Raw genomic sequence first — 25,270 nt, 5'->3', positions numbered from 1 at the left:
TCAGAGGGGACGAACACCCATCAGCCACTGATGGGCCCAGAACGCGAACCCGGCCCAGGCGAGCGTGCCGATGGCGATGGTCAGCGAAGTCATGGCTGCACTGCCCCCCGGGCGCACCAGGCCGGCCGCCGCGTCGCGCTGCCGCGAACTGCGAAAGCACAGGATGGCCCAGACCAGGAAGCCGCCGAAGAGCAGCACATCGGCCAGCGTGTTGTTGGCGAGCAAATGGGCCAGGGCCCAGGTCTTGGTGCCCAGCAGCATCGGGTGGCCAAGCCTGGCCTTGATCTGGTTGCCCGGCACATAGGCCGCCACCAGCAGGATGAAGGCGAGGAGGGTCAGGAGGGCGGCCAGGTGGCTCATGCCCGGGAGGGGCTGCCACAGGATGACTTGCGCCATGCGGGCCTGGCCATAACCGTAGATGATCAGCCCGAAGCCGAGCAGGGACAGGGCGGTGTAGCTCAGCTTCCAGGCCTTGTCGCCCAGGTTCGCGATCTGTCGGCTGCGCCAGTCGTCTGCAAACATCCGTACCGAGTGCAGGCCCAGGAAGATCAGCAGTCCGGCAATGAGTTCAAGCATGGGTCAGCTCCGCGCCAGTTCGTGGCGGGGCTGACTATAGCGGCGGGCGGCCGCAGCTTCAGGCGGAGGGCACCAGCAGCTGCATGCCCCAGAGCAGGGCCGGGTAGCCCAGGCCCCAGATTGCGGCCACGAGGACCAGCACCTTCACGGCGGTCAGGGCCTGGTGGGCACGCGGGGTATTCAGCACGGGTTTCAGTGTGGTCATCTCGCACTCCTTGATGCAGGTGTAGCTGATAACGAGCAAGAGATGTGCCTGGCCTACCTCCAGAATCCCCGCGTTCCGGGCATCTGTCACAAGCCGTGTCAGGCCGTGCGGTCCACCCGCAACGCCAGCACCACCGAGCTGGTGGTCTTGATCACGCCCTCGATCTCGCCGATCTCGTCGAGCAGCTGGTCCAGCCGGGCCGTCGTTTCTGCAGTGAGCAGGGCCATGTAATCGAACTCGCCGCTGACGGATGCGAGCTGGCGCAGCTCGGGGATCTTGGAGATGCGCAGCACCACCTCGCGCCCGGCCTTAGGCTGCACCGTGATGCCTACATAGGCCTGCACCGCACGCTCGCCGGCCTCGGTGCCGAGACGGGCCGTGTAGCCCACGATGGCACCGCTGGCCTCCAGCCGGGCCAGCCGGGCCACCACCGTGGTGCGCGCAATGCCCAGTTTGCGTGCGAGATTGGCCGTGCTTTCGCGGGCATTGGCCTGCAGGAGGGTGATCAGCTGGCGGTCGGTGGCGTCGGTCACGGGTTTACCCTTGTTTGATGCGATTCGTCGAGATGTGCTGACGAAATGGCCTGGATGCCTAGTTTATCGACGATAGGTCGCTTTCTTTCGTCCGCACCCCTTCCTAGACTTCGGGCCATTCGCGGATTCGCGTTCCCACAGATTTCCAGGAGACCCACCATGATGAAGATTGCCCTGCTCGGCGCCGGCCACATCGGCGAAACCATTGCCCGCCTGCTGCATGGTTCCGGCCATTACGACGTGACCGTGTTCGACAAGAACGCCGCCGCCCTGGCCGTGCTGGCCGGCGAGGGCATCAAGACCCAGGTCGTGCAGGAAATCGGTCCTGGCGCTGCCGCCCAGGTGCGCGGCTTCTCGGCCATCGTCAACGCGCTGCCCTACCAGCTGGCCATCCCCGCGGCCCACATGGCGCTGGAAGCCGGCTGCCACTACTTCGACCTGACCGAAGACGTGGCCGCCACCAAGGAAATTCAGCGCATCGCCACCGGCGCCAAGACGGCCTTCATGCCGCAGTGCGGCCTGGCCCCGGGCTTCATCGGCATCGTCGCCGCCCACCTGGCCAAGAGCTTTGACAGCCTGCATGACGTGAAGATGCGCGTCGGCGCGCTGCCGGCCTTCCCAACCAATGCGCTGAAGTACAACCTGACCTGGTCGGTCGACGGCCTGATCAACGAGTACTGCCACCCCTGCGAGTGCATCCACGACGGCGAGAAGATCGACGCGCTGCCGCTGGAAGGTCTGGAGCATTTCTCGCTGGATGGCACCGAGTACGAGGCCTTCAACACCTCGGGCGGCCTGGGCACGCTGTGCGAGACCCTGTCCGGCAAGGTCAAGAACCTGGACTACAAGACGGTGCGCTATCCCGGCCACCGCGACCTGATGCAGTTCCTTCTGGGCGACCTGGCCCTGAAGAACGACCAGGAGCTGCTGAAGGACATCATGCGCAAGAGCATGCCGGCCACGATGCAGGATGTGGTCCTCGTGTTCGTGACCGTCTCGGGCATGAAGAACGGCCGCCTGGTGCAGGAAGTGTTCGCCCGCAAGATCTTCGCCGAGCGCGATGGCGCCCGCCCGCTGTCGGCCATCCAGATCACCACCGCCGCCGGCATGTGCGCGGCCGTCGACCTGTTCCGCCAGGGCAAGCTGCCGCAGTCCGGCTTCGTCTCGCAAGAAGAAGTCTCACTGCCGGAATTCCTGGCCAACGAGTTCGGCAAGGCTTACCAACAGTCGCGCCAAGTGGAATCGATTGGCTGAGTCAGGACCGAGGGAAGTCCCTGCGGACTTCCCGACGCCTGACGAAGAACCGCGCGCCTGCCAGCGCGCGGTCGGACGAAAAAGGACAATCCCCACATGAACACCTCTGAACTTCTGAACGCCCTGGGCGTTCCTTCCTCCGCCTTCACCGGCGGCTCGCTGACCGTCCGCTCGCCCATCGATGGCGCGCAATTGGGCGCTGTGCACGAAGCCACGGCTGCCGAGATGACGGCCGCTGTCGAGCGTGCCCACGCCGCCTTCCTGCAATGGCGCAATGTGCCCGCACCGAAGCGTGGCGAGCTGGTGCGCCTCTACGGCGAAGAGCTGCGCGCCAACAAGGCCAACCTGGCCCGCCTCGTGTCGCTGGAAGCCGGCAAGGTGACCAGCGAAGGCGAGGGCGAGGTGCAGGAGATGATCGACATCTGCGACTTCGCCGTCGGCCTGTCGCGCCAGCTGCATGGCCTGACCATCGCCAGCGAGCGCCCGGGCCACCGCATGATGGAGCAGTACCTGCCGCTGGGCGTGGTCGGCATCATCTCGGCCTTCAACTTCCCCGTCGCCGTGTGGGCCTGGAACTCGGCCCTGGCCTTGGTAGCCGGCGACACCTGTGTCTGGAAGCCCAGCGAGAAGACCCCGCTGACAGCCCTGGCCACGCAGGCCCTGTTCGACAAGGCGCTGCAGCGCTACATCGCCGCCGGCCATGCCGCGCCGGCCCATCTGTCGCAGACGCTGAACGGCGGTGCAGCTGTCGGCGAGGCGATGGTGGATCACCCAAAGGTGGCCCTCGTCTCGGCCACCGGATCGACCCGCATGGGCCGTGCCGTTGGCCCTCGCGTGGCGGCCCGCTTCGGCCGTTGCCTGCTCGAACTCGGCGGCAACAACGCCATCATCGTGACGCCCAGCGCCGACCTGGACCTGGCCGTGCGCGGCATCCTGTTCGGCGCCTACGGCACGGCCGGCCAGCGCTGCACCACCACGCGCCGTGTGATCGCTCACGAGAGCATCCATGACGAGCTGGTCGCCCGCCTGGACCGCGCCCGCGCGCAACTGAAGATTGGGTCCCCCGTCGAGCCCGGCAACCTGATCGGCCCGCTGATCGACAAGGCCTCGTTCGACGGCATGCAAGCTGCGTTGAAGGCAGCCCGCGAGCAAGGCGGCGAAGTGAGTGGCGGCGACCGCGCGCTGGCCGACACCTACCCGAACGCCTGGTACGCCCAGCCGGCCCTGGTGCGCATGCCCTCGCAGACGGCCATCGTGAAGCACGAGACCTTCGCCCCCATCCTGTACACGCTGAAGTACAAGACGCTGGACGAGGCGATTGCGATCCAGAACGATGTGCCGCAAGGCCTGTCCTCGGCGATCTTCACCAACGACGTGCGCGAGGCCGAGGCCTTCATGGCCGCCAGCGGTTCGGACTGCGGCATCGCCAACGTCAACATCGGCACCTCGGGCGCCGAGATCGGTGGCGCGTTCGGTGGCGAGAAGGAAACCGGTGGTGGCCGCGAGAGCGGTTCCGATGCGTGGAAGGCCTACATGCGCCGCACGACGAACACCGTGAACTACTCGCGCGAGCTCCCCCTCGCCCAAGGCGTCAAGTTCGATATCTGATCGCGATTGACAGACTGACACGGCGGGCTCCGTGCGGGCCCGCCCCACGGAGTACCCCCCCCATGCTTGAAACAGGCCTTGGCCGCCTGCTCGTTGCCACCCTGGGCGACGCGGCGGCCAAAGAACTCTTTGCCCAGGTCCATGTCACGCCCGCGCTCCTGAAGCCGGCGGCGGAGACGATCAGCCGCGCCGAGTTGGCGCAGGCCTTGAACCTGGCCTTGTTCCGCGACGTGCTGCAGCGCGTGCCGGTCGGTGCCGCCTATGTGGCCGATTGCCAGCGCGCCGGCGAGCGCGTGGTGTTCGACCATGGCGCGCTGCGCACCGTGGCCTGGCCCAGCGGCGCGCTGCCGCCCGGCGAGGCGGCGATCACGCGCGTGTTGCGGCCGCTTGGCTTCTTGCGGGCCGAGAACTATCCGCTGCCCAAGCTGAAGATGACCGGCCGCAGCTGGCGCCATGCCGACTTCCCGGAGGACATCGCGCAGTTCTTCGTCTCCGAGCTGCACCCTGAAGAGTTCACGCTCGAGTTCCAGGAAGCCGTCAGCCGCGTGATCGGCGATTCGCGCGACCCCTTGTCCCCGGTCCACCTGGCCCTCTTGGAGCAACTGGCCCGAGATGGCTCGCTGGCCACCGAGCAGGCGCAGGCCTTGCTGCCTGCCTTGATTGGCTGCTTCGCCCGCCAGCATCCGCTCTTCACGTGGCGCGACTACGAAATCCTGCTCGGCGAATCGGCCGAGATGGCCTGGATCGCGACCGAGGGCAATGCCTTCAACCATGCGACCGACCGCGTTGTCGACATCGAGGCCGTGGCCGCGCTGCAGCGCTCGCTGGACCGCCCGATCAAGCCCAGCATCGAGACTTCGGCCTCCGGCCGCGTGCGCCAGACCGCCTTCCGCGCGGCGCAGGTGCAACGCCAGTTCCTGCATGGCAGCCAGATCGTCACGCGCACCGTGCCGGGCTCCTTTCATGAGCTCATTCAGCGAGCCAATGAGGACGAGGGCGGCCTGGACCTGCGCTTCGACGCCGGCAATGCAACAGGCATCTTCAAGATGACGGCTGCCGAATCCTCGGCATGCTGATGGACGAGTTCCTGCGCGCCGCGGACGAGGTCTGCGGCGCGGGCTTCGTCGTGGCCGGCCCGGCCATCGAGCCGCGCTACCTGCAACCGGCCCGCTATGCGGCGGGCCAGGCCGCGGCACTCGTGCGGCCGTCAACGACGGCGCAGGTCGCGGCACTGGTCAAGCTGTGCGCGCGCCATGAATTGATCCTGGTGCCGCAGGGCGCGCACACGGGTCTTGTGCAGGCAGGCACGCCGACCGATGCTTCCATGCACGTGCTGCTGACCACCGAGCGGCTGCGCGAGGTCTTCGAGTTCGACCCGCTGGATCGGACCTTGCGGGTGTCGGCCGGCTATCGTCTCTCGGAAGTGAATGAACGCCTGGCCGCACACGGCCTGTGGTTTCCCATCGACCTCAGTGCCGACCCGAGCATCGGCGGCATGCTGGCCCACAACACCGGCGGTACGCGCATGCTGCGCTATGGCGATGTGCGGGCCAACACGCTCGCGCTGACGGCGGTGCTGGGCGAGGGCCAGGTCTTGCACCTGGGCCGGGGCCTGCAGAAGGACAACGCCGGGCTGGCCTTGCAGCATCTGCTGGTCGGCAGCTCGGGCGCGCTGGGCTTGATCACCGAAGCCACACTGAAGCTGCATCCCCTGCCGCGTCAGCAGGCCTCGGCGCTCATCGCGCCCGCCAGTCTGGAGGCGGTGATGCCGCTCTATCAGCGTGCGATGGCTGGCGAACTGGCTGGCATGGTCAGCGCCTTCGAAGGCATGTCGGCGGCCGCATTGCAGGCGGCACTTCATCTGCGCGGCGACCCCGGCCGGCTGTTCGGTGGCCAGTTGCCGGCTTATGCCCTGTTGCTCGAGCTGTCGAGTGAGCTGCCTGCCGCGAGCCTGGACCTCCATGCCTTGCTGCAGCGATGGCTGGAGTGCGAGTTCGAAGCTGGCGCCGTCGTCGATGCGGTGCTCGGGGCGGACGACACCGTCTGGTCCTTGCGTCATGGCATCAGCGAAGGCCTGCGCGAGCAGGGGCGCGTGATCGGCTTTGATCTCAGCCTGCCACGCCGCCACTTCATGCGCATGCGCGAACTGGCGGGTGCCTGGCTCGGAGCCGAGTTCCCCCAGGCGCTGGTTGCCGACTTCGGTCATCTCGGCGACGGTGGCATGCACTGCAACCTGGTCTGGCCCAAGTCAGCGCCGCCGCTTGATAACGAACAAATGGCGCGCCTGCGCTCCGGCATCTATGCCATCTGTGCGGACTTGGGTGGCAGCTTCAGTGCCGAGCATGGCATTGGCCCCTCGCTGCAGGCCGACTACCGCGCGCTGACCGAGCCGGCCGTGCTGCGCCTCTCGGGCCAGGTCGAGTCCTTGTTCGATCCGCGCCAGACGCTCGGGCTGACAAGTTTCGGGCCGGTCTGGAAATCAGTGCTATAGTGCGGCCTCTTCGCTGAACGGGGTGACCCGGCAGGCGCAGAGAAACTAGCCCAGATGGCGGAATTGGTAGACGCACTAGTTTCAGGTACTAGCGGGTAACTCCGTGGAGGTTCGAGTCCTCTTCTGGGCACCAAATCAAGAAAGGCCGATGCGAATGCGTCGGCCTTTTGCGTTGTGCGCCCAGAAAGCAAGGTCCCTGCGGACCTTGCGGGAGGAATCGAATGGCGTCCGCATGCTTGCGGCGCCGGGGTCGCGGGACGTGACCGAGTCCTCTTCTGGGCACCAAATGCAGAAGGCCAGCACGAGAGTGCTGGCCTTTTTCATTCGCCAAATCAAGAAAGGCCGATGCGAAAGCGTCGGCCTTTTGCGTTGTGGATCACCCCGCAAACAAGCCATGCCTGGCGGGACTTCCCGTTCTAAACTCGTTCGCAAAGAGCTATCAGGATCAGGGTGGATCAGGGCGTGCAGGAGGCAGCATGCAGCGAGCGGCGGCGCGAAGCGATTCCATGGGTGCGGGCGTCACGCTGTTGCTGATCGCCTTGCTGGCCATGGCGGCCGTGACCGGCCTGCTCGCCCTGCGGGCACAGCAGGCCGTGGCGATGGTCGAGCGCCAGCATCAGGTGAGCGAGCAGCTGCGCGGCCTGAACCAGCTGATGATCGCGCTGCTGAATGCAGAGACGGGCCAGCGCGGCTTTCTGCTGACCCGCCGGGACGCCTATCTGCGGCCTCATGCAGAGGCGGTGCACGAGCTGGACCATCGCCTGGACGAGCTGAGCCGCATGCTGACAGTGCCCTCGCAGCAGGCGCGCCTGACCCGCGTGCTCGAGCTGGTCCGGGACAAGCGCGAAGAGCTGAAGCGCAGCATCGAGCTGAGTCGGGAAGGGGCGCATGAAAAGGCGCTCGCCATCATGCTGAGCGACCGGGGCAAGAGCGACATGGACAGCCTGCCCAGCGAACTCGGCGTCCTGATGGCGGCGCTGCGTGATGAGCGCAGCGGGCTCGCGGCCGACCTCGCTGCCGATGCCGGTACCACGCGCCTGATCCTGCTGCTTGGCCTGAGCCTGCTGGCAGTCTTCGCCACACTGGCCCTGTGGCAGGTCCTGCGCGGGAGCGCGAAGCTGCGCGAGGCCGAAGGGCGGCTGCGCCGCATCGCCAACCATGTGCCGATGCTGATCACCCAGTTTGATCGCCAGCGCCGGATCATCTTTGCCAACGAGCAGGTACGCCGGCTCTATGACATTGCGCCGCACGACGTGCTGGGCAAGACGGTAGGGGCGGTGCGCGGGCCGGACGCCGACGCCGCCCTGCAACCTTTCATGGACCGGGTGATGAGTGGCGAGGCGGTGCGCTTCGAGAGCCAGAGCGAAATCAAAGGCCGCCTGCACTACTTCGCGCAGCACTACGTGCCCGACCTGGGTCCCGATGGCAGGACTCGGGGCTTCTTTTCGGTGACGCTGGACATCACCGAGCGCAAGGAGAGCGAGGCCCGGGCAAGCGCCAGCGAACGCAGGCTTGCGGTCATTGCCGATGCCCTGCCGGGCCTGATTGCCTACCTCGATCAGGACCTGCGGCTGCGCTATGCCAATGCCACATTCCACGAGTGGCTCGGGGTGGCGCCCGCCGCCGTGATCGGGCGCCCGCTGGCCGAAGTCATCGGCCCCGACTTGTTTGCGCAGCGCGAGCCGCATCTGCGGACGGCGCTCGGCGGCCGACGGGTGCAGGTCGAGCTGAGCTCCGAAGCCTTGGGGCAGTTGCGCCATCTGCAGAACGACTACATCCCGGACCTGCAGGCCGATGGCCGCGTGGTGGGCATCTTCGCGCTCAGCACCGATGTCACGACGATCAAGCGTGCGCAGCTGCAACTGGCCGATATGGCCCGCACCGATGCACTCACCGGCTTGCCCAATCGTCGCGAGCTCGACCAAAGGCTGGCGCTGGCCCTGGTGCGGGCGCAACGCGAGGGCTGGAAGCTGGCGCTGCTGTTCCTGGACCTTGATCGCTTCAAGGCGATCAATGACGAGCGCGGGCATGCTGTTGGCGATGCGGTCCTGCAGGCGTTTGCAAGGCGGCTGCAGGCTTGTGTACGTGCCACCGATACCGTGGTCCGCCTGGCCGGCGATGAGTTCGTCATCCTCGTCGAAGGCCTCAACGAGGCCGGCGATGCCACCGCCGTGGCCGAGAAGATCCTGCAGGCGATGGAAGAGCCCATGGTGCTGGGCAGCCTGCGGCTCGACGCCGCCGCCAGCATCGGCGTGGCACTGCACGAGGGCCAGGCAGGCCAGACCGCCGAGCAGCTGCTGGCCCAGGCCGATGCGGCGCTCTACGAGGCCAAGCGCGCTGGAGGGCAGCGCTATGTGCTGCGCTCGGCTGTCTGAGCTTGCGCCGCAATCTCGGGGATTCGCGCGAAGCCGAGCTTTACGGGCCGGGAGCCGCTGACAGCTTGGGCAGCCACAAGCTCACCTGCAGGCCGCCGCCTTCCCGATTGGCCAGCGCGATGCCGCCACCATGGGCCTCGGCGATCTCGCGGGCGAGGGCCAGGCCGAGGCCGGTGCCGCTGCGTTTGGTGGAGTAGAAGGGCAGGAGCGCCTGCGCGAGCACGGCCTCGCTCATGCCGGGGCCGCGGTCGCTAACGCTCAGGCGCCACTGGTCGCCCTGGGCCTGGATGGAGAGCGTCACGTCCGCACGCTCGCCGCCGGCCTCGTGGGCGTTCTTGACCAGGTTGATCAGCGCCTGCTCGACCTGGGCCGGATCGATGGTCGCCGGCCCCTCGGGCAGCGGGCCGTCCAGCGTCAGGTCGCCTTGGGCCAGAAGGCCGGCGACAAACTCGGGCCAGGCAATCGTCTGCAGGTGCGGCGCTGGCAGCTTGGCCACGCTGGCATAGCCGGCCAGGAAGCTGTGCAGGTGGGCGGCGCGCGCGCCGATGCTGGCAAATACCTGGCCCGCGCGCTCAGCGTCCCCGCGCCGCACCAGCTCGGCGCCGCTGTGCGCCAGCGAGGAGATGGGCGCCAGCGAGTTGTTCAGCTCATGGCTGATCACGCGTATCACCCGCTTCCAGCTGGCCACCTCCTGGCGCGAAAGTTCGCGTGTCATGCGGCGCAGGAGGATCAAGCGATGCGGCCTGCTCTGCATCAGGAGGCGGCGCTGCGAAAGATGGAAGCGCTCCTCGGTGCCATGCACCGTATCGTCGATGCTGAACAGCCGGTCTTCTCGGCTTTGCAGCGCCTCGCGCAGGGCCGGCGGCGCATCGACCAGCAGCTCGGCGAGCCGGCGGCGCGTCAGGCTGCGGCCCTCGTCCATCAGCTGGCGCGCGGCCAGGTTGGCGTAGACGATCACGCCGTCCTGCTGATCCTGCTCCACAGCGCAGAGCAACAGCGCCACCGGTGTGTTTTGCACCAGGGTGTCGAGCAGCAGCTCGCGCTGGGCCAGCTGCGTGCGTTGCTCCCGCAGCGCCAGGCCCAGCTCGGCATGTGCGCGGGCCAGCGCCTCGAGCTCGCGGCCACCGCCGCTGATCGCCGCGATGGAGCTGCTGTAGTCGCCATCGCGGTAACTCAGCGTCGCGCCTTCGAGGGCCCGCAACAGGCGCTCCAGGGGTCCCAGTTGCCAGTTGGCGAGCCAGATCAACCAAGGCAGCATCAGGACTGTGCTCAAGGCCAGGCTGACCCATCCCCAGGCCTGCGGCGCTGAACCCCAGTCCAGCCATTCCAGCACTTGCGGCAAGGGCCAATGCACAAGCGCCGCATGCACCAGCATGAAGGCAATGCCGCTGAGCAGCAGCAGGATCAGGAGGCGGCTGTGCAGGCTGCCGCGTAGCATCGCAAGACTCACTCGGCGCCTACTCGCTGCTGATGCCGTAGCGTTCCATGCGCCGGTACAGCGCCTGGCGCGACAGCCCCAGCTGCTGGGCCGCGCGGGCCACCACGCCGCCCGCATTGCGCAGCGCGGCAAGGATGGCATCGCGACCGGGATCGTCAAGATTGCGCGGCGCCGCCGCCGTGTTCAGCTCCAGGCCCAGGTCGGCCGGCATGATCAGGCCATCGCGGCACAGCAGCGCAGCGCGGGCCATCACGTTCTTCAGCTCGCGCACATTGCCGCTCCAGCTGTGAGCCAGCAGGAACTCCCGCGCGCTGTCTGACAGGCGCGCGGCACCGGCCAGGAAATGCTCGGCCAGCGGCAGGATGTCTTCGCGCCGCTCGGCCAGGGCCGGCAGGCGCAGCTCCACCACATTGAGGCGGTAGTAGAGGTCTTCGCGGAAAGCGCCCTGCGCCACCATGGCCTTCAGGTCGGCATTGGTGGCGCTGATCACGCGCACCCGGGTTTCGCGCGTCTTGCTGGACCCGAGGCGCTCGAAGCGGCCCGTCTCCAGCACGCGCAGCAGCTTGACCTGGCCCGCCAGCGGCAGGTTGCCGATCTCGTCCAGGAACAGCGTGCCGCCATTGGCCGCCTCGAAGCGGCCTTCGCGCGCCCGGTTGGCACCGGTGAAGGCGCCACTCTCCGCGCCGAACAGCTCGGCCTCGATCAGCTCGGCCGGCAGCGCGCCGCAATTCAAGGCAATGAAGGGACCGCCGACCGCAGCGGAATTCGCATGCACCACGGCGGCGATGCGCTCCTTGCCACTGCCGTTCGGGCCGGTGATCAAGACAGGCAGCGGTGCCCGCGCCACCTGGCAAGCCAGCTCCAGCGTTGCCAGCATCGCATCCGATGCGCACACCAGGTCGTCGAGCTTGAAGCGCTGGCGCAGGCTGTCGATGCGCGCGCGGCGAGCCTGGCGGCCACGCTGCGCCTCGGCATTCGACTCGGCCAGCTCCAGCAGGTTCTCGACCGTGGCCAGCAGCTTGGCGTCATCCCAGGGCTTGGCCAGGTAATCGGCCGCACCGGCTTTCACCAGCGCCACCGCCTGCTCGAGCTGGGTCCACGCGGTCAGCAGGATCACCGGCAGGTCGGGTGAACGTGCGCGGATCTGCTGGAACAGTGCCCGACCTTCCTCGCCCGAGGTGGTGTCGGCGCTGAAGTTCATGTCCTGGATCACCAGGTCCACCGGCCGGCTGGCGAGTAGGGCCAGGCCCTGCTCGGGCGTGGCGGCGTAGTGCGCTGCAATATCGTGCAGCGACAGCAAGAGGCTCAGCGCTTCGCCAACGCCGGGGTTGTCGTCAATGATCAGTACGGTGCGCATGGGCTGCGCAGCATAGCGCTCAACTCCGGAGTGCGGCTACAGGGGGCAAGGCCGCTGCGCGCCGTGCGGGCGAAAGAACCGCCAGCTGCCCGAGCAGGAACAGCGTCACCGCGCCCACCGGCAGATAGAACAGCGGCAGGCGTGGCAGCTCGTAGTTCTTCATCAGCAGCACGCTGATGCCGTAGGCCGCAGCCATGCCAAGCAGCAGGCCGAGCGAGGTGAGCAGGAAGTTCTCGGCCTGGAAGTAGCGCAGGATCTGGCCGCGGGTGGCACCCAGGGCGCGGCGGGTGCCGATCATGCGCGTGCGCTGCTGCACCCAGAAGCTGGCCAGGCCGACGATGCCGAAGGCGGTCACCAGCAGCAGCGCGATGCACACGGCGCCCATCAACCAGGCCATGTTGCGGTCCTGGCGGTAGTAGGTCTCGCGCAGGTCGGTGAACAGGCTCTTCTCGCGCACCACACGGCGGGCCTGCATCTTCTCCAGCCCGGCAGCGGCCTTGCTCAGCACGGCCTCACGTTCACCAGGCGCCACCCGCACGAGGAACACGCCACCGCGGAAGCTCATGCGGATCGGCTGGATCAAGGTGTGCAGCTGGTTGCTGCTGTTGCCGCCCGGTTGCGGCGACACCAGGCGCTCGACCACGCCGACGATGCGCGCGGGCTCGTCACCACCGGTGTACAAGGCTTGACCAACGGCCGGCTTGCCGGGGAACAGCTTCTCGGCCAGGGCCTTGTTGATCAGCACGGCCGACACGCCGGCCTTGGCATCGTTCTCCATCTCGCTCTGGTTGCGATATTCCTCGTTGGCAAAGTCGCGGCCCTCCAACAGCTTGAGGCCCAGGGTCTGCAGCCAGCCCTCCGAGACCATGTAGTTGGCCACGCCAATCCCGTCTTCCTGGCCATCGGGTTTCAGGCGCACGCCAGTGGCCCAGAAGTTGTCCTTGAACGGGATCTGGTTCACGAGGCTGACCGATTTGACGCCGGGCAATGCACGCAGCATCTGCAGGTCCAGCCTGGTCACCGCATCGGGGTTCTCGACCCGTGTGAGCGTGGAGACCTGCAAGGTCAGCAGCTCGTCCTCGACGATGCCGCTGGGGGCTTCCATGCGCTCGACGCGCTGGAAGATCAGGAACAGCGCATTGCAGACGATGGCGCAGGTCAGGGCCACCTGCAGCACGATCAGGCCGGCGGCGGTCTTGTGGCGCTTGAGCGTGGCGAGAATGGGCATCAGGTCCATGGCTCGGCTCCCTTTATTGGGTCTTCAGTTGCAGGGCCGGCGTCACCTGCGTGGCGCGCCAGGCGGGCAGGAGGCCGGCGGCCAGGCTGGCCAGCAGGGCCAGGCCCAGGGTGGTGAGCAGCATCGCCGTGTCGAGTTCGATCATGCCGGCGTAGTCTGCCGAGCCATTGCGTACCGCCCAAAGGCCGAGGCCCGTGAGCACGAGGCCCAGCAAGCCCCCAGCCAGGCCCAGGCTGCCCGCCTCGACCAGGAACTGCAGGAAGATCTGCCGACGCGGCGCACCCAGGGCGCGGCGCACGCCGATCTCGCCCGAGCGGCGCAGGCACTTGGCCAGCAGGAGCCCGACGGTGTTGACCAGGCACACGGTCAGGAAGCCGAAGGCCAGCCACAGCTGCAGCTTGATGTCGCTGGGCACGACCTCCTGCTTGTTCAACCAGTCCATCACTTTGTAGAAGCCCACATTGGTCGGGCGCTCGAAGCGGCCCGCCTTGCGCTGCAGTTCCGAGTAGTCCTTCAGGTACTGGTGGTAGGCACTGGCCTTCTCGGGTGTGCCGAGCTCGGCCCAGTACTGGATCCAGGCGCAGGGCGCGCCGCTGTCGCGGCTGGTGCTGGGCGCATGCTCGGCCCAGCAGTTGAAATTGCCCATGGAACCGAACTTCAGGTCCATCGCTGTGGTGAAGGGCACGAAGACGTCTTCGGCATTGCGGTAGGCGCCGATGGTCATGTCGTAGAAGGTCGGCACCGGCCGCCACTTGCCCAGCACGCCGATGATGGTCAGGTCTTTCTCGCGGATGCGGATGACCTTGCCCAGCGGATCACCGCCGCCGAACAGCTGCTCATTGAGCTTGTCCGAGATCACCACCACGCGGGCGGCAGCCTTGTCGTCGGCGGCGTTCCAGGTCCGGCCCAGGCGGACCGGCACATTGAACATCGCGAAGAAGTCGGCCGTGCTGTAGCGCGCCGTGGTGAAGGTCGGCTTCTGGCCGTCCAGCTCCACTGCCACGCCGCCGGCGGTCATCATCACCTGGCGGTCGGCACGCGCTTCGCGGATCAGCGCTTCGGCGTCATAGCGGGTCAGCTGCAGCGGAGGCTCGTCGCCGGGCTTGTAGCCGCGCAGGGCAAAGGCGTCGAGCTGGATGTTGAAGAGCTGCCCGCTCTTGGCCGGAATCGGGTCGCCCGACAGCACATGGAACACCGTCAGCGTGGTCATGCAGGCGCCCACGCCGATGGCAATGGTCAGGAGCATCAGCGCGGTCAGCCCGGGGCTGCGCCGGAAGCTGCGCAGCGCGAGTTCAAAGTAATACTTGATCATCATCTCGTCTTCCTCTTAGTTGCCGCGCAGCGCGGCCACTGGGGGCAGTGCGGCGGCGCGGCGGGCCGGCGCGAGCACGGCGAGCTGGCCGAGCAGGTAGAGCGTCAGGGCGCCGACCGGCAGGTAGCTCCAGGGCAGGCCGGCGATCTCGGCGTTGCGCATCAGCACGGCACTCAAGCCCAGCGCACCGACCACGCCCAGCACGATGCCGGCGCTGCTGAGCAGAAAGTTCTCGGCCTGGAAGTAGCGCAGGATCTGGCCGCGCGTGGCGCCCAGCGCGCGCCGCGTGCCAATCATCCGTGTGCGCTGCTGCACCCAGAAGCTGGCCAGGCCGACGATGCCCAGGGCCGTGACCACCAGCAGCGCAAGGCACACGCCACCCAGCAGCCAGACCATCATGCGGTCCTGCTTGTAGTACTCCTCGCGCATGTCGCTGAGCAGGCGCTGGCGGATGACGACCCGGTTTGCATCCTGCTGTTCCAGCGTGGCGACCACCTTCTGCAGCATCGCTTCGCGCTGGCTCGATTCCACGCGGATCACATAGCTGCCGCCGGCATACGAGGGCCGCAGCGGCAGCAGCATCGAGACATTGCCGTCGTCGCCGGTGAAGCGGGCGGGGCTCGGCGGGCTCAGGCGTTCCAGCACGCCGACCACGGTCTGCGGCTTGTCGCCGAAGACAAAGACTTGCTTGCCCACCGCGGATTCGTTCGGGAACAGGCGCTTGGCCAGCGTGCGCGTGATGATGACGGCCGGCATGTTGACGCCTTCGCTGTTGCCCTGGAAGGCGCTGCCGTTGAGCATCTCCTGCGGCTCGAAGTCGCGACCCTCGACCAGCTTCAGGTCGAGGCCCTTGATCATGCCCTCGCTGCTTTCGTACTGCGAAGCTTCGATGCGCTGTGCTTGCTCGTCCTGGGAGAGGCTGACGCCGCTGCTGTTGTTGTTCCCGCCGTAGGGTACCTGGTTCACGATCATGGCCGTCCGGACGCCGGGCAGGGCGCGCAGGGCGGCCAGGTCGCGTTGCGTGCCGGCGTCGGTGTCGGTGCTGTCCACCTTGGTGAGGCCGCGCAGGTCCACCACCAGCAACTCCGACTCCGGGATGCCGAGATCATTGTTGAGCACGGCCACACGCTGCGAGATCAGGTGCAGGGCATTGCAGACGATGGTGCAGGTCAGGGCAATCTCGAGCACGATCAGCGCGGCCGCGGTCTTGTGGCGGCGCAGCGTCGAGAGAATGGGCATCAGGTCCATGGCGCCCTCCTTATTGGGTCTTGAGTTGCAGGGCGGGCGTCACGCTGGCAGCACGCCAGGCGGGCAGCAGGCCCGCCAGCAGGCTGGCGACGAAGGCCAGAAGCAGCGTCAGGCCGAGCATTTCCCAGTCCATGCGCGCCAGGCTGGCGTAGTCGCTCGGGCCCAGGCGCACCAGCCACAGGCCGCCCCAGGCCAGCAGCAGGCCCAGCACGCCACCGGCCGCGCCCAGCACGCCGGCTTCGACCAGGAACTGCGAGAAGATGGCGCGTCGCGAGGCGCCCAGGGCTCGGCGCACGCCGATCTCGCCTGAGCGGCGCAGGCACTTGGCCAGCAAGAGACCCACGGCATTGGTCAGGCACACAAGCAGGAAGCCGAAGGCCAGCCAGACCTGCAGGCGGATGTCGCCGGGCAGCACCTTGCGGTGGGCCAGCCATTCCATCACCGTGCGCAGGCGCACATTGGCGGGCCGCATGAAGCGCCCGGCCTTGCGCTGCGCCTCGGAGTACTGGACCAGGTAATCGCGATAGCCGGCGGCCTCCGCCGGGCTGGCCAGCTCGACCCAGTATTGAATCCAGTCGCAGGGCGCATTGAGCGCGAGCGGGTCGCCGCCCGGTGCCTCGGCCCAGCAAGACATATTGCCCGAGCGCGAGAAACGCAGCTGCGCCGCCGTGGCGAAGGGCAGGTAGATGTCCTCGGCCTTGGCGTAATTGCCCACGTGCAGGTCATAGAAGTGCGGGGCCGGGCGCCAGGGCTTGAGCACGCCCTGGATCTGCATGGCCACGCTGCCGACGGTGAGCGTCTTGCCCACGCTGTTGGCGCCACCGAAAAGCCGCTCGTTGAGCTCATGCGAGATCACCAGCACGCGGCCGGCGGCAGCGTCGGCGGCAGCGTCCCAGCCGCTGCCGAAGGCGAACGGCGTTTCGAACATCGTGAAGAAGTCGGCCGAGGTGTAGCGGGACGAGGGGAAGAAGGCCTTGCCGGTCTCCGGCCGCACCGAGACCCGGCCGCCGCTCATCATCACCTGGCGCAGACCGCGCTTGTCGCGCAGCAGGGCCTCGGCATCGAAGCGCGAAAGCTGCAGGTTGGGCTCGCCGCCCGGCTTGTAGCCGACCATGCCACGTGCATCGAGCTGCACATTGAAGAGCCTGTCACTCTTGCCCGGCATCGGGTCGCCGGAGAGCACGTGATAGACGGACAGCGTCGTCATGCAGGCGCCGATGCCCAGGCCCAGGCCCAGCACCATCAGGGCGCTCAAGGCCCGGCTGCGCTTGAAGGCGCGCAGGGCCAGGTCGAAGTAGTAGCCGAGCATCATGATTTGGCTCCTCCGCTCACGGCGGGTTGCAGCAAGGCGTTGACGGCGGCCAGCTCGGCTTCGCCCAGGGCGCCTGCGGCCTGGCGCAGCAGCAGCGTGGCCAGCACATAGCGGTGGCGAGCCTGGGTTTGCGCCATCTGGGCCTGCGCCTGCACCTGGATGGCCAGCAGCAGGTCGGTCATCGTGCGGGTGCCCAGTTGCTGGCCGGCACGCGTGGCGGTGAGCGAGCGATCGGCGGCCGCAACAGCCGCCGAGCTGCTGCGCACCAGGGCCAGCCCGGCCAGCACGGCCTGGTACTGGGCTTGTGTTTCACGCACCAGCGCACGGCGGGCAATCTCGACCTGCTCGCGCTGGTTGTCGCGCTGGTACATGGCCTGGCGTTTTTGCGATTCGGTGGCGCCGCCGGCGAACAGCGGAATGGTGAGGCGCACCGCGATCTGGTGCTGGGTGCGGCCGATGTCCAGCGGCGGCACGCCGCTGCCGCTGGTGCGACGGTCGCTTTCCACACCGGCGCTGAGTGTGGGCAGGTGGGCCGAGCGGGCCGCGTCGACGCGGTACTCGCTGCCCTGCAGCTGCGCCTTGCCAGCGATCAGCTCGGGGTTGCCGGCCAGCGCTCGCTCGACCCAGGCGGCGGGGTCGGCCGGCTCGGGCGGCATCACGTCCAGCTGAAGCATCAGGGGGCGCAGTTCACCCGGCATGCGGCCGGTGATCTCGGCCAGCGCTTCGCGGGCGTCCATCAGGTTCTGACGGGCCTGGACCGTGGTGCCACGGGCCAGTTCGTGGAAGGTGCGCGACTGCTCGACGTCGATCTGCGCCGCCAGGCCGGTCTCGAAGCGCGTCTGTGCCTGCGAAACCTGGGCTGCGAACGCGCCTTCGTTCGCCTCGGCCGTGGCCAAGGCGGCCTGGGCCGACAGCACGCCGAAGTAGGCCAGCGCCACGCGGGCGCAGAGCTGCTGTTCTGCGGCGCGCCAGCGGGCGTCTTCTGCTGACAGTTCAGACTGGGCGGCATCGAGCCGCTTCCACTGGCTCAGGTCGATCAGCGTCTGGCTGATGCTGCTCGAGATGCCGCGGCTCGCTGCACCGCCCGGCTGCGTGCGCGTGTCGCCGATGCTGGCTGTCCAGCTGGGCAGCAGTTCGGCGCGGGCCTGCACAGCGAGCTCTTGCTGGATGCCGCGGCGGGCACCGGCTTGCGCCAGACGCGGGTCGGCCGCGCGGGCCTGCGCATAGACCTCCAGCAGATCCTCAGCCTGGGCAGGGAGCGCCAGCAGGCAGGCAAGGGCGAGGGCGGAGTGACGAAGCAGAGACGGCATGGTGAGAGAGAGAGAAGGCGGGCTTCAGGCTGCAGCGTGGTGTGCGGTGTCTCGCATCGCGCGCTCGAGCTGCAGGTCGGCGGTCATGTCGACCACCTGGCCGTCCATCACATGCACATTGCGCTGGGCGCGGGCGGCGAGCTGCATGTCATGGGTCACCATCACGATGGTGGCGCCGTCGCGGTGCAGCTCTTCCAGCAGGTCCATCACGCTGCGGGCCATCTGGCTGTCGAGGTTGCCGGTCGGCTCGTCGGCGAGCAGCAGGCGCGGCTCACCTGCCAGTGCGCGGGCAATCGCCACGCGCTGCTGCTGGCCGCCGGACAGCTCTGCCGGATAGTGCTTCTCGCGGGCAGAGAGGCCCACGCGCGCCAGCGCTTCGCGGGCGCGGCGGCGGCGCTCGTCGCTCTTCATGCCGCGGTAGCGCAGGGGCACCTCGATGTTGTCCAGCACGTTCAGGTCGGGAATCAGATTGAAGGCCTGGAAGATGAAGCCGATCTTCTGGTTGCGCAGGCGGCTGCGCTGGTCGTCGTTCATGCGGCTGACGTCCACGCCATCGAGCAGGTAGCTGCCGCCGGTGAAGGCTTCCAGCAGACCGGCGATGGTCAAGAAGGTGGTCTTGCCCGAGCCCGAGGGGCCGGTCACGGCGACAAACTCGCCTTGCTTCACTTCGAGGTTGAAATCGCGCAGCGCGTGGGTCTCGACCATCTCGGTGCGGTAGACCTTGGAGAGGGATTGCATCTTCAGCATGGTGTTTCCTTGGACGTGATGGTTCTATCGATCAGTTGCTGAGGGTGACGCGCTCGGCGCCCTTGAAGAATTCGGTGCCCGAGATGACGACGGTCTCGCCGGGCTTCAGGCCTTCCAGCACCTCGACCTGCGACAGGCTTTGCGCGCCCAGGCGGATGGGGCGGCGCACGGCCTGGCCGTCCTGGATCACATAGGCGATGCGGCCACCGCCTTCATCGACGAAGGCGCCACGAGCCACTTGCAGCACGTTCTCGCGGTGGTCCAGCAGCACGCGCACCGAGAGGCGCTGGTTCTGGCGCAGCTGGGCCGGCTGCTCGCCTTCGAAGCGCAGGCGCGCCGAGACTTCGTTGTTGACCACTTCCGGCGAGATCGAGCTGACGCGGCCCTTCCAGGTCTTGCCATTGCCGGAGATCTCGCCCGGCATGCCAGCCTGCAGTTCGCGGGCGAAGCTCTCCGCCACCTGCATCTGCACTTCGAGGGCGCTGAGGTCGATGACGGTCAGGAGCTTGGCGTCCTTGGCCACGCTCATGCGGTCGGTGATGAACAACTGGCCGACCTGGCCGTCAACGGGCGATCGCACCGACAGCTCTTCCTGCTGGCGCTGCAGGTCGGAGACCACCAGCTGCTGGCGCTCGTAGGCCTGGCGCTTGGCGGCGAGCTCGAACTTCAGCGCATCTTCCTTCAGCGTCAGCAGCTCACGGGCCTGCTTCAGCGCCACGTCGGCGCGGGCCACGGCGTCGCGCGCCAGGTCCACCTGCATGCCGGCCGTGGCACCGGCGGCATAGGCCTGGGTCTGACGCTGCAGGTCGTTCTGCGCGGTCTTCTGTGCGATGGTGGCTGTCTCGAGGCCGCTGGCCGCCTGGGCGCGTTGCTGTCGGGCGTCCGCCTCGGCGCGCAGCCATTCACTCTTCAGCGCATCGGCGTTGGATTTTTCCTGGTTCAGCTTGGCCAGCAGGTCGGGACTTTGCAGGCTGAGCAAGACCTGACCCTTGGTGACGGCGTCGCCGGCCTGGATCTTCAGCGTCACCGTGCCCGCGTTGCCGGCGTAGAGCGTGGGGCTGTTGGCGGCAACGACCTTGCCCTCGCCGGCCACATCGCGGGTCAGCGGGCCTACCAGCACTTGCGCCAGGGCCAGGCGTGAGGACTGGACCGAGGTGTCGGAGGCCAGCATCCGCTTGGCGGCGGGTGCCAGGAAGAACAGGGCGGCGAGGGTGGCGACCCCGGCGCCTATCCAGACGGCGCGGCGTTGGGTGAAGCTCTTCTCGGGGAGCAACTGGTCGGTGGCGGAGGTGTCTCGAATCGTCATGGCTGTCCGTGGGGAAGTCGGGACAGCTTTTGCAAGCGCCGTGCCATCTGGCGATGCTGGAGAACATGAGCAAAATCAAACACTTGGGCGCGTCGACCCGGCGGGCAATGTGTCCGCGGACAGTCGTGGACGGCCGGCCGGACGCCGGCGGACGGTCACCGCGGCCTCAGCGCAGGTCGCGCAGGCCGCTCAGGGCCCCGCCACCAGGCGTGCGCACCACCGGGCAATTGACCACGATGCCGGTGTGGCGCAGCTCGACCTGGCCGGCCTGCTCGGCGGCCAGCAGCGCCTCCTCGGAGCTCAAGAGCCTGGGTGTGGCACCGGCCTTCCAGCGCACCTCGACCAGGGCCCACAGTGGGCTGTAGCTGGCGTCGGCGTTGGCGCCACCCACGGGCCTGGGCACCGAGGGGAAGATGCTCAGCTGCTCGCCATTGGCGAACTTGTAGACCCGCTCGACCGGCGTGCGCGGCCGGCCTGGCGCGACCGGCGCCAGTGCCTGGGCCAGGGCCGGGACATGGTTGACACCCATTGCACTAGCCATGGCGGCGTCGGAAATGTCGGTGGTGACGTAATCGACCTTGAGGCCCTCGAACCAGGCTTGCTGCAAGGGCAGGCCGACGTGCGTCGCCGGCGCCGCGCAAGCGGCAAGAACGAGGAGGGGCAGGCAGTGCAGCAGCCTGAGAGCGATGGCAGGAATGTATGGGCGCATGGCGCTAGGTCGCTGCAGCCGGTGCAGACCTTACAGCTCAGGCCAGCAGCGTCAGCAGCAAGGCGGCGCCGACGGCCAGCACGGCCACCGCCAGCGTGCTCAGCAGCGGGGCAGCGCGGCGCAGCGAGGGAGTGAGAGCGAGGTGCATGGCGGGCGACATCACGGGATGAATGAGCTGATTCTGCTCAGACCTCGCGCCGCCTGCCATTGCTGGCCTGTAAAGAATCTTTCCTAGGGGGGTATTGACCGGACCGGGCCCCGGTTCAGGGCGTCGATTGCGGGGCTGAGGCCTCGAAATGCTCCACCTTGGGCGGCTCGGCGAAGAAGGGCCCCACGATGGCGCGCCACTGGGCGAACAAGGGGCCGCCGCGGAAGTCCACCGTGTGGTTTTCCAGCGTCGCCCATTCGATCAGGAGCAGGAAACGCTCGGGCGACTCGATGCCGCGCTGCAGCTGGTATCGCAGAAAGCCGGGGCTTTGCGAAATCACCGTGGCCACGCCCTGGCGAATGGCGGCTTCGAACGGGGCCTGCTGGCCGGGCAGGATGCGGATGTCGGCGACTTCAAGAATCATGGCGGACTCGGGCAAGAGCGAAATGAAGGCAGATGCTAGCGCGCTGCCGATGGCGTGTTGCGAGGCGCGCTGCGCCGAATGGCGGAATTGACGTCGCGCCAGTAGCGGCGCATCCTGACTGCTCGGATGGTTGCCAGGAGCACATCATGGGCATTGCACGCAATGGGGCTGACGGCGTCGCTTTCGTTCTGCTCGTTCTTGCGTCCACGCCGGGCCTGGCGGCCGGCACCGGCGTCTTCGTCAACGGCAGCGAACTCAAACCCGAAACCCTGCGCGCCCTGCAGCAGGCTTATCCGGTGGCAATAGCCGCCGGGCGCTACTGGTACGACGCTCAGTCCGGAGCCTGGGGCCTGGAAGGCCAGCCGATCGCCGGCCAGATGCTGCCCGGCCTGGCCCTGGGTGGTGCGCTGAAGACCGATGCCTCCAAGGGCAGCTCGGGTGTCTTCCTGAATGGCCGCCAGCTCACCGTGGGCGAGAAGACCTATCTGGAAATGCTCTGCCAGACCCCGGTGCTGCCGGCCCGCTATTGGGTGACGGCGCAAGGCATGGGCGGCTACGAGGGCGGCCCGCCCAGCTTCAACCTGGCGCAATGCCCGGGGCTGGCCAGGGGCAACGGCAATGGTGGCGCCCGTTCCAGCTCGCGCACCTATTGCGACGCCAATGGCAACTGCACCAGCACCGGCGTGCTGGGAACCATCACCACCGGCCGCTGAAGCCGCGCGCGGCCCCGGGCATCTACCAAGTCACAATGCGCGCCGAGTCCCGATGATGCGGGACGCGCGCGCATCGACCATGCGCGCCTCACAAGACCAACCTCCAGCAAGGCCTGCCCGTGACCACAAGCCACACCATGCCCGATCGTCCCAGCGAGCTGACCGTACGCGGCCTGCTTCTGGGCATCGTCATCACCTTCATCTTCACCGCTGCCAACGTCTATTTCGGCCTCAAGGCCGGCCTGACCTTCGCCACCTCGATCCCGGCTGCCGTGATCTCGATGGCCTTGCTGAGCCGCTTCAAGAACACCACGATCGAAGAGAACAACATCGTGCAGACGGTCGCATCCAGCGCCGGCGCGATCTCCTCGGTGATCTTCGTGCTGCCGGGCCTGATCATGGTCGGCTGGTGGAACGGCTTCCCGTACTGGACCACGATGACGATCTGCGCACTCGGTGGCGTGCTGGGCGTCATGTATTCAATTCCGCTGCGCCGCGCGCTGGTGACGGACTCTGACCTGCCCTATCCGGAAGGCGTGGCCTGCGCCGAGGTGCTCAAGGTCGGCTTCCAGGAAGCCGATGCCGGCCAGGCCGCTGAAGAGAACCGCAAGGGCCTGATGGCCATCCTGACCGGCGCTGTGGTCTCCGCCGGCTTCAGCCTGGTGATCGCCTCGCAGTTGTTCGCGGCTGAAGTGCAGCGCTTCTTCCGCCTCGGCGAGGGCGGCCGTGGCGGCGCCACCGGCTACACCTTTGCGCTGTCGTTCGCGCTGTTGGCCGTGGGCCACCTGGTGGGCCTGTGGGTAGGTATCGCCTCGCTTTTGGGTGCCGCGATTGCCTGGGTCGTCGCTGTTCCCTACTTCTCGGGCCTCCAGGACGCCGCCAGCAATGGCGCCATCCCTGAGGCCGCCAAGCTGGCGGTCACGGTGTGGAAGGAAAAGGTTCGCTATATCGGCGCCGGCGCCATCGGCGTGGCCGCGATCTGGACCCTGATCAAGCTGGCCCAGCCGGTCACCGCCGGCCTGCGTGCGGCCATGGCCGCTTCCCGCAAGCGCAAGGCTGGCCAGGGCGCCAGTCTGCCGCGCACCGAACAGGACATTCCCATCGGCTGGGTGGCTGCCATCACCGCGGTCTGCATGCTGCCGATCGGCTTCATCCTGGCCCAGTTCGCCCAAGGTGCCGGCCTGGGTGAGCAGGTCGGCCTGCTGGTGATCGGTGGCGTCGCCTATGTGGCGCTGATGAGCTTCTTCGTCTCGGCCGTCTGCGGCTACATGGCCGGCCTGGTCGGCTCGTCGAACAGCCCGCTGTCGGGCGTCGGCATCCTGGTCGTCATCGGCATCTCGCTCCTGCTGGTGTCGGTGATCAAGCCGCTGGTGCCTGCCTCGCTGCATCCGGCGCTGGTGGCCTTTGCGCTGTTCGTCACTGCCGTGGTGATTGCCGTGGCCGTGATCGCCAACGACAACATGCAGGACCTGAAGACCGGCCAACTGGTGGACGCCACGCCCTGGCGCCAGCAGGTGGCGCTGGTCATCGGCGTTGTGGCCGGCGCGCTGGTGATCCCGCCGGTGCTGGACCTCCTGAACCAGGCTTATGGATTCACCGGCGCTCCCGGTGCCGACCCCGCCAAGGCGCTGGCCGCACCGCAGGCCGCCTTGATCTCGGCACTGGCCAAGGGCGTGATCCAGGGCGACCTGAACTGGAACCTGATCGGCATCGGCGCCCTGATCGGCGTGGTGATGATCGTGGTCGACGCCTTGCTGCGCAAGAACGTCAAGGGCGCCAGCATGCCGCCGTTGGCCGTGGGCCTGGGCATCTACCTGCCGACCTCGACCACGCTGATGATCAGCATCGGCGCCATCGTCGGCCACATCTACGAACGCCGCGCCGAGCGCAGCGCCAAGCCTGAGTTCAGCAAGCAGCTGGGCGTGCTGCTGGCCTCCGGCATGATCGTCGGCGAAGGCCTGCTGGGCGTGATCATCGCGGCCCTGGTGGTGTTCTCCGGCCAGGACTTCCCCTTGGGGCTGGTCGGCGGCGAGTTCACCGAACACTATGGTGTCTGGCTGGGCGGCGTCGGCTTCGCTGCCGTGGTGTTCGTGGTCTACCGCTGGATCCTGCGTCAGGGCGGAGTGGCCAAAGGCTGAACGGCCAGGAAGTCGGCTATCGCCTCCACCACCTGCTGCGGGGCGCTGACATGCGGCAGGTGCCCGGCGGCCTCGATCAGGGCCAGGCGGGCGTGCGGGATCTTGTCCAGCATGTACTCGGCCACGGACAGGGGCACGGCTGCATCCTCGTGGGCCTGAATCAGCAGCGTCGGCTGACGCAGCTGCGCCAGGTCGGCGCGATGGTCTGACTGGAAGATCGCGCACAGCGTCGTCAGCGCGTCCTCGGGGGGAATGCTCTTGATCGAATCGGCCAGGCGCAGCGCCAGTGCCGGACGGTCCGGGTTGCCCATCATCACCGGCGCGAAGGCCTCGGCCCATTGCTCGTAGTTCAGGGTCACGGCACGGTAGAGCGCGTTCAGGTCGGCGTCGCTGAACCCGCCCACATAACCAGGGGCGTCGAGGTAGCGTGGCGAAGCGCCGATGAGCACCAGCCGCCGGGCCAAGGCTGGCTGCCGCAAGGCGGCCAGGGCGCAGATCATCGCGCCGGCCGAATGCCCGATCAGGGTGGCGCCCTGCAGGTCGAGGGCAGCGCCGATCGCTACCAGGTCTTCGGCATAGGCCCGCAGGTTCAGGTAGCGATGGCGCTGCGCGCCGAGCCCTGCCCCGGCGCCACAGCCGGCATTGTTGAGCAGCACCAGCCGGTGGCTGGACTCGAAGGCCTGAGCCACCGCTTGCCAGGCCTGCTGGCTGGTGCCGAAGCCATGGACGAATACCAGCGTGTCCGGCGCGTCGAGGCGCCCGATGATGCGAACCTGGTGGCGTTCGAGCAAGGGCGGCGGCATGGATGAACCTTCGCTGGCGGGCCTGA

The 25,270-nt window shown here is 67.7% G+C and carries 22 protein-coding genes and 1 tRNA gene; 8 read left to right on the top strand and 15 right to left on the bottom strand.

The window, feature by feature from the left end:
- The 3 genes from V3596_RS09415 to V3596_RS09405 form a co-directional block, all read right to left on the bottom strand.
- Positions 1-576, bottom strand: a complete 576-nt coding sequence (locus V3596_RS09415) for an NnrU family protein (protein WP_334277454.1) — start codon at positions 574-576, stop codon at positions 1-3.
- 58 nt (positions 577-634) lie between these two features.
- Complete coding sequence (locus tag V3596_RS09410) at positions 635-781, bottom strand: hypothetical protein (protein ID WP_334277453.1); 147 nt, start codon at positions 779-781, stop codon at positions 635-637.
- A gap of 98 nt (positions 782-879) precedes the next feature.
- On the bottom strand, positions 880-1,314 hold the full coding sequence (locus tag V3596_RS09405) for an Lrp/AsnC family transcriptional regulator (protein WP_282827081.1): 435 nt from the start codon (positions 1,312-1,314) through the stop codon (positions 880-882).
- Between the two features lie 162 nt (positions 1,315-1,476).
- On the opposite strand from V3596_RS09405, the gene V3596_RS09400 reads away from it, so the two are divergent.
- The 6 genes from V3596_RS09400 to V3596_RS09375 all read left to right on the top strand — a co-directional run bounded on the left by V3596_RS09400 (position 1,477) and on the right by V3596_RS09375 (position 9,042).
- Entirely contained in the window at positions 1,477-2,568 is a 1,092-nt protein-coding gene (locus tag V3596_RS09400; RefSeq protein ID WP_334277972.1) for a saccharopine dehydrogenase family protein, read from the top strand.
- Positions 2,569-2,664: 96 nt separating this feature from the next.
- Positions 2,665-4,176: an L-piperidine-6-carboxylate dehydrogenase gene (gene amaB, locus V3596_RS09395; protein WP_334277452.1), complete on the top strand. Its 1,512-nt coding sequence runs from the start codon at positions 2,665-2,667 to the stop codon at positions 4,174-4,176.
- 62 nt (positions 4,177-4,238) lie between these two features.
- Complete coding sequence (locus V3596_RS09390) at positions 4,239-5,252, top strand: DUF1338 domain-containing protein (protein WP_334277451.1); 1,014 nt, start codon at positions 4,239-4,241, stop codon at positions 5,250-5,252.
- Complete coding sequence (locus V3596_RS09385) at positions 5,246-6,667, top strand: FAD-binding oxidoreductase (RefSeq protein WP_334277450.1); 1,422 nt, start codon at positions 5,246-5,248, stop codon at positions 6,665-6,667. Before V3596_RS09390 ends, V3596_RS09385 begins: the two co-directional genes overlap by 7 nt.
- 48 nt (positions 6,668-6,715) lie before the next feature.
- Positions 6,716-6,800 (top strand) — tRNA-Leu (locus V3596_RS09380).
- 343 nt (positions 6,801-7,143) lie between these two features.
- Entirely contained in the window at positions 7,144-9,042 is a 1,899-nt protein-coding gene (locus tag V3596_RS09375; RefSeq protein ID WP_334277449.1) for a diguanylate cyclase domain-containing protein, read from the top strand.
- A gap of 40 nt (positions 9,043-9,082) precedes the next feature.
- Here V3596_RS09375 and V3596_RS09370 read toward each other — a convergent pair whose 3' ends face one another.
- The 11 genes from V3596_RS09370 to V3596_RS09320 form a co-directional block, all read right to left on the bottom strand.
- The gene (locus tag V3596_RS09370; protein ID WP_334277448.1) at positions 9,083-10,480 is read right to left on the bottom strand and encodes a sensor histidine kinase; all 1,398 of its coding nucleotides are present in this window, start codon (positions 10,478-10,480) and stop codon (positions 9,083-9,085) included.
- Between the two features lie 19 nt (positions 10,481-10,499).
- Complete coding sequence (locus V3596_RS09365) at positions 10,500-11,837, bottom strand: sigma-54-dependent transcriptional regulator (protein ID WP_334277447.1); 1,338 nt, start codon at positions 11,835-11,837, stop codon at positions 10,500-10,502.
- 19 nt (positions 11,838-11,856) lie between these two features.
- Positions 11,857-13,074: an ABC transporter permease gene (locus V3596_RS09360; RefSeq protein WP_334277446.1), complete on the bottom strand. Its 1,218-nt coding sequence runs from the start codon at positions 13,072-13,074 to the stop codon at positions 11,857-11,859.
- Positions 13,075-13,087: 13 nt separating this feature from the next.
- On the bottom strand, positions 13,088-14,389 hold the full coding sequence (locus tag V3596_RS09355; RefSeq protein WP_334277445.1) for an ABC transporter permease: 1,302 nt from the start codon (positions 14,387-14,389) through the stop codon (positions 13,088-13,090).
- Positions 14,390-14,401: 12 nt separating this feature from the next.
- Positions 14,402-15,634 (bottom strand): ABC transporter permease, encoded by a 1,233-nt coding sequence (locus V3596_RS09350; protein ID WP_334277444.1) that lies wholly within the window; start codon positions 15,632-15,634, stop codon positions 14,402-14,404.
- A gap of 10 nt (positions 15,635-15,644) precedes the next feature.
- Positions 15,645-16,946 (bottom strand): ABC transporter permease, encoded by a 1,302-nt coding sequence (locus V3596_RS09345; RefSeq protein WP_334277443.1) that lies wholly within the window; start codon positions 16,944-16,946, stop codon positions 15,645-15,647.
- Positions 16,943-18,256: a TolC family outer membrane protein gene (locus tag V3596_RS09340; protein WP_334277442.1), complete on the bottom strand. Its 1,314-nt coding sequence runs from the start codon at positions 18,254-18,256 to the stop codon at positions 16,943-16,945. Before V3596_RS09340 ends, V3596_RS09345 begins: the two co-directional genes overlap by 4 nt.
- A 24-nt stretch (positions 18,257-18,280) precedes the next feature.
- Positions 18,281-19,003: an ABC transporter ATP-binding protein gene (locus tag V3596_RS09335; protein WP_334277441.1), complete on the bottom strand. Its 723-nt coding sequence runs from the start codon at positions 19,001-19,003 to the stop codon at positions 18,281-18,283.
- A gap of 31 nt (positions 19,004-19,034) precedes the next feature.
- Positions 19,035-20,309: an efflux RND transporter periplasmic adaptor subunit gene (locus V3596_RS09330; RefSeq protein ID WP_334277440.1), complete on the bottom strand. Its 1,275-nt coding sequence runs from the start codon at positions 20,307-20,309 to the stop codon at positions 19,035-19,037.
- A 166-nt stretch (positions 20,310-20,475) separates the two neighbouring features.
- On the bottom strand, positions 20,476-21,018 hold the full coding sequence (locus tag V3596_RS09325; protein WP_334277439.1) for a DUF7482 domain-containing protein: 543 nt from the start codon (positions 21,016-21,018) through the stop codon (positions 20,476-20,478).
- A gap of 263 nt (positions 21,019-21,281) precedes the next feature.
- The gene (locus tag V3596_RS09320) at positions 21,282-21,590 is read right to left on the bottom strand and encodes an antibiotic biosynthesis monooxygenase family protein (RefSeq protein WP_334277438.1); all 309 of its coding nucleotides are present in this window, start codon (positions 21,588-21,590) and stop codon (positions 21,282-21,284) included.
- A 146-nt stretch (positions 21,591-21,736) separates the two neighbouring features.
- Between V3596_RS09320 and V3596_RS09315 the strand changes: the two genes are divergently transcribed.
- Together V3596_RS09315 and V3596_RS09310 are read left to right on the top strand one after the other, a co-directional pair.
- Positions 21,737-22,303, top strand: a complete 567-nt coding sequence (locus V3596_RS09315) for a hypothetical protein (RefSeq protein ID WP_334277437.1) — start codon at positions 21,737-21,739, stop codon at positions 22,301-22,303.
- Positions 22,304-22,440: 137 nt separating this feature from the next.
- A complete protein-coding gene (locus V3596_RS09310) occupies positions 22,441-24,441 on the top strand; it encodes an OPT family oligopeptide transporter (protein WP_334277436.1) in 2,001 nt (666 codons plus the stop codon).
- Here V3596_RS09310 and V3596_RS09305 read toward each other — a convergent pair.
- Entirely contained in the window at positions 24,417-25,244 is an 828-nt protein-coding gene (locus V3596_RS09305; RefSeq protein ID WP_334277435.1) for an alpha/beta fold hydrolase, read from the bottom strand. The genes V3596_RS09310 and V3596_RS09305 overlap by 25 nt on opposite strands.
- Positions 25,245-25,270: the final 26 nt, after the last annotated feature.

It is taken from the genome of Roseateles microcysteis (genome assembly GCF_036880965.1).
In the GTDB taxonomy this organism is placed as follows: domain Bacteria; phylum Pseudomonadota; class Gammaproteobacteria; order Burkholderiales; family Burkholderiaceae_C; genus JAUASW01.
The sequence above is the reverse complement of the archived record's forward strand: the minus strand, read 5'-3'. Positions and strand labels throughout refer to the sequence as shown.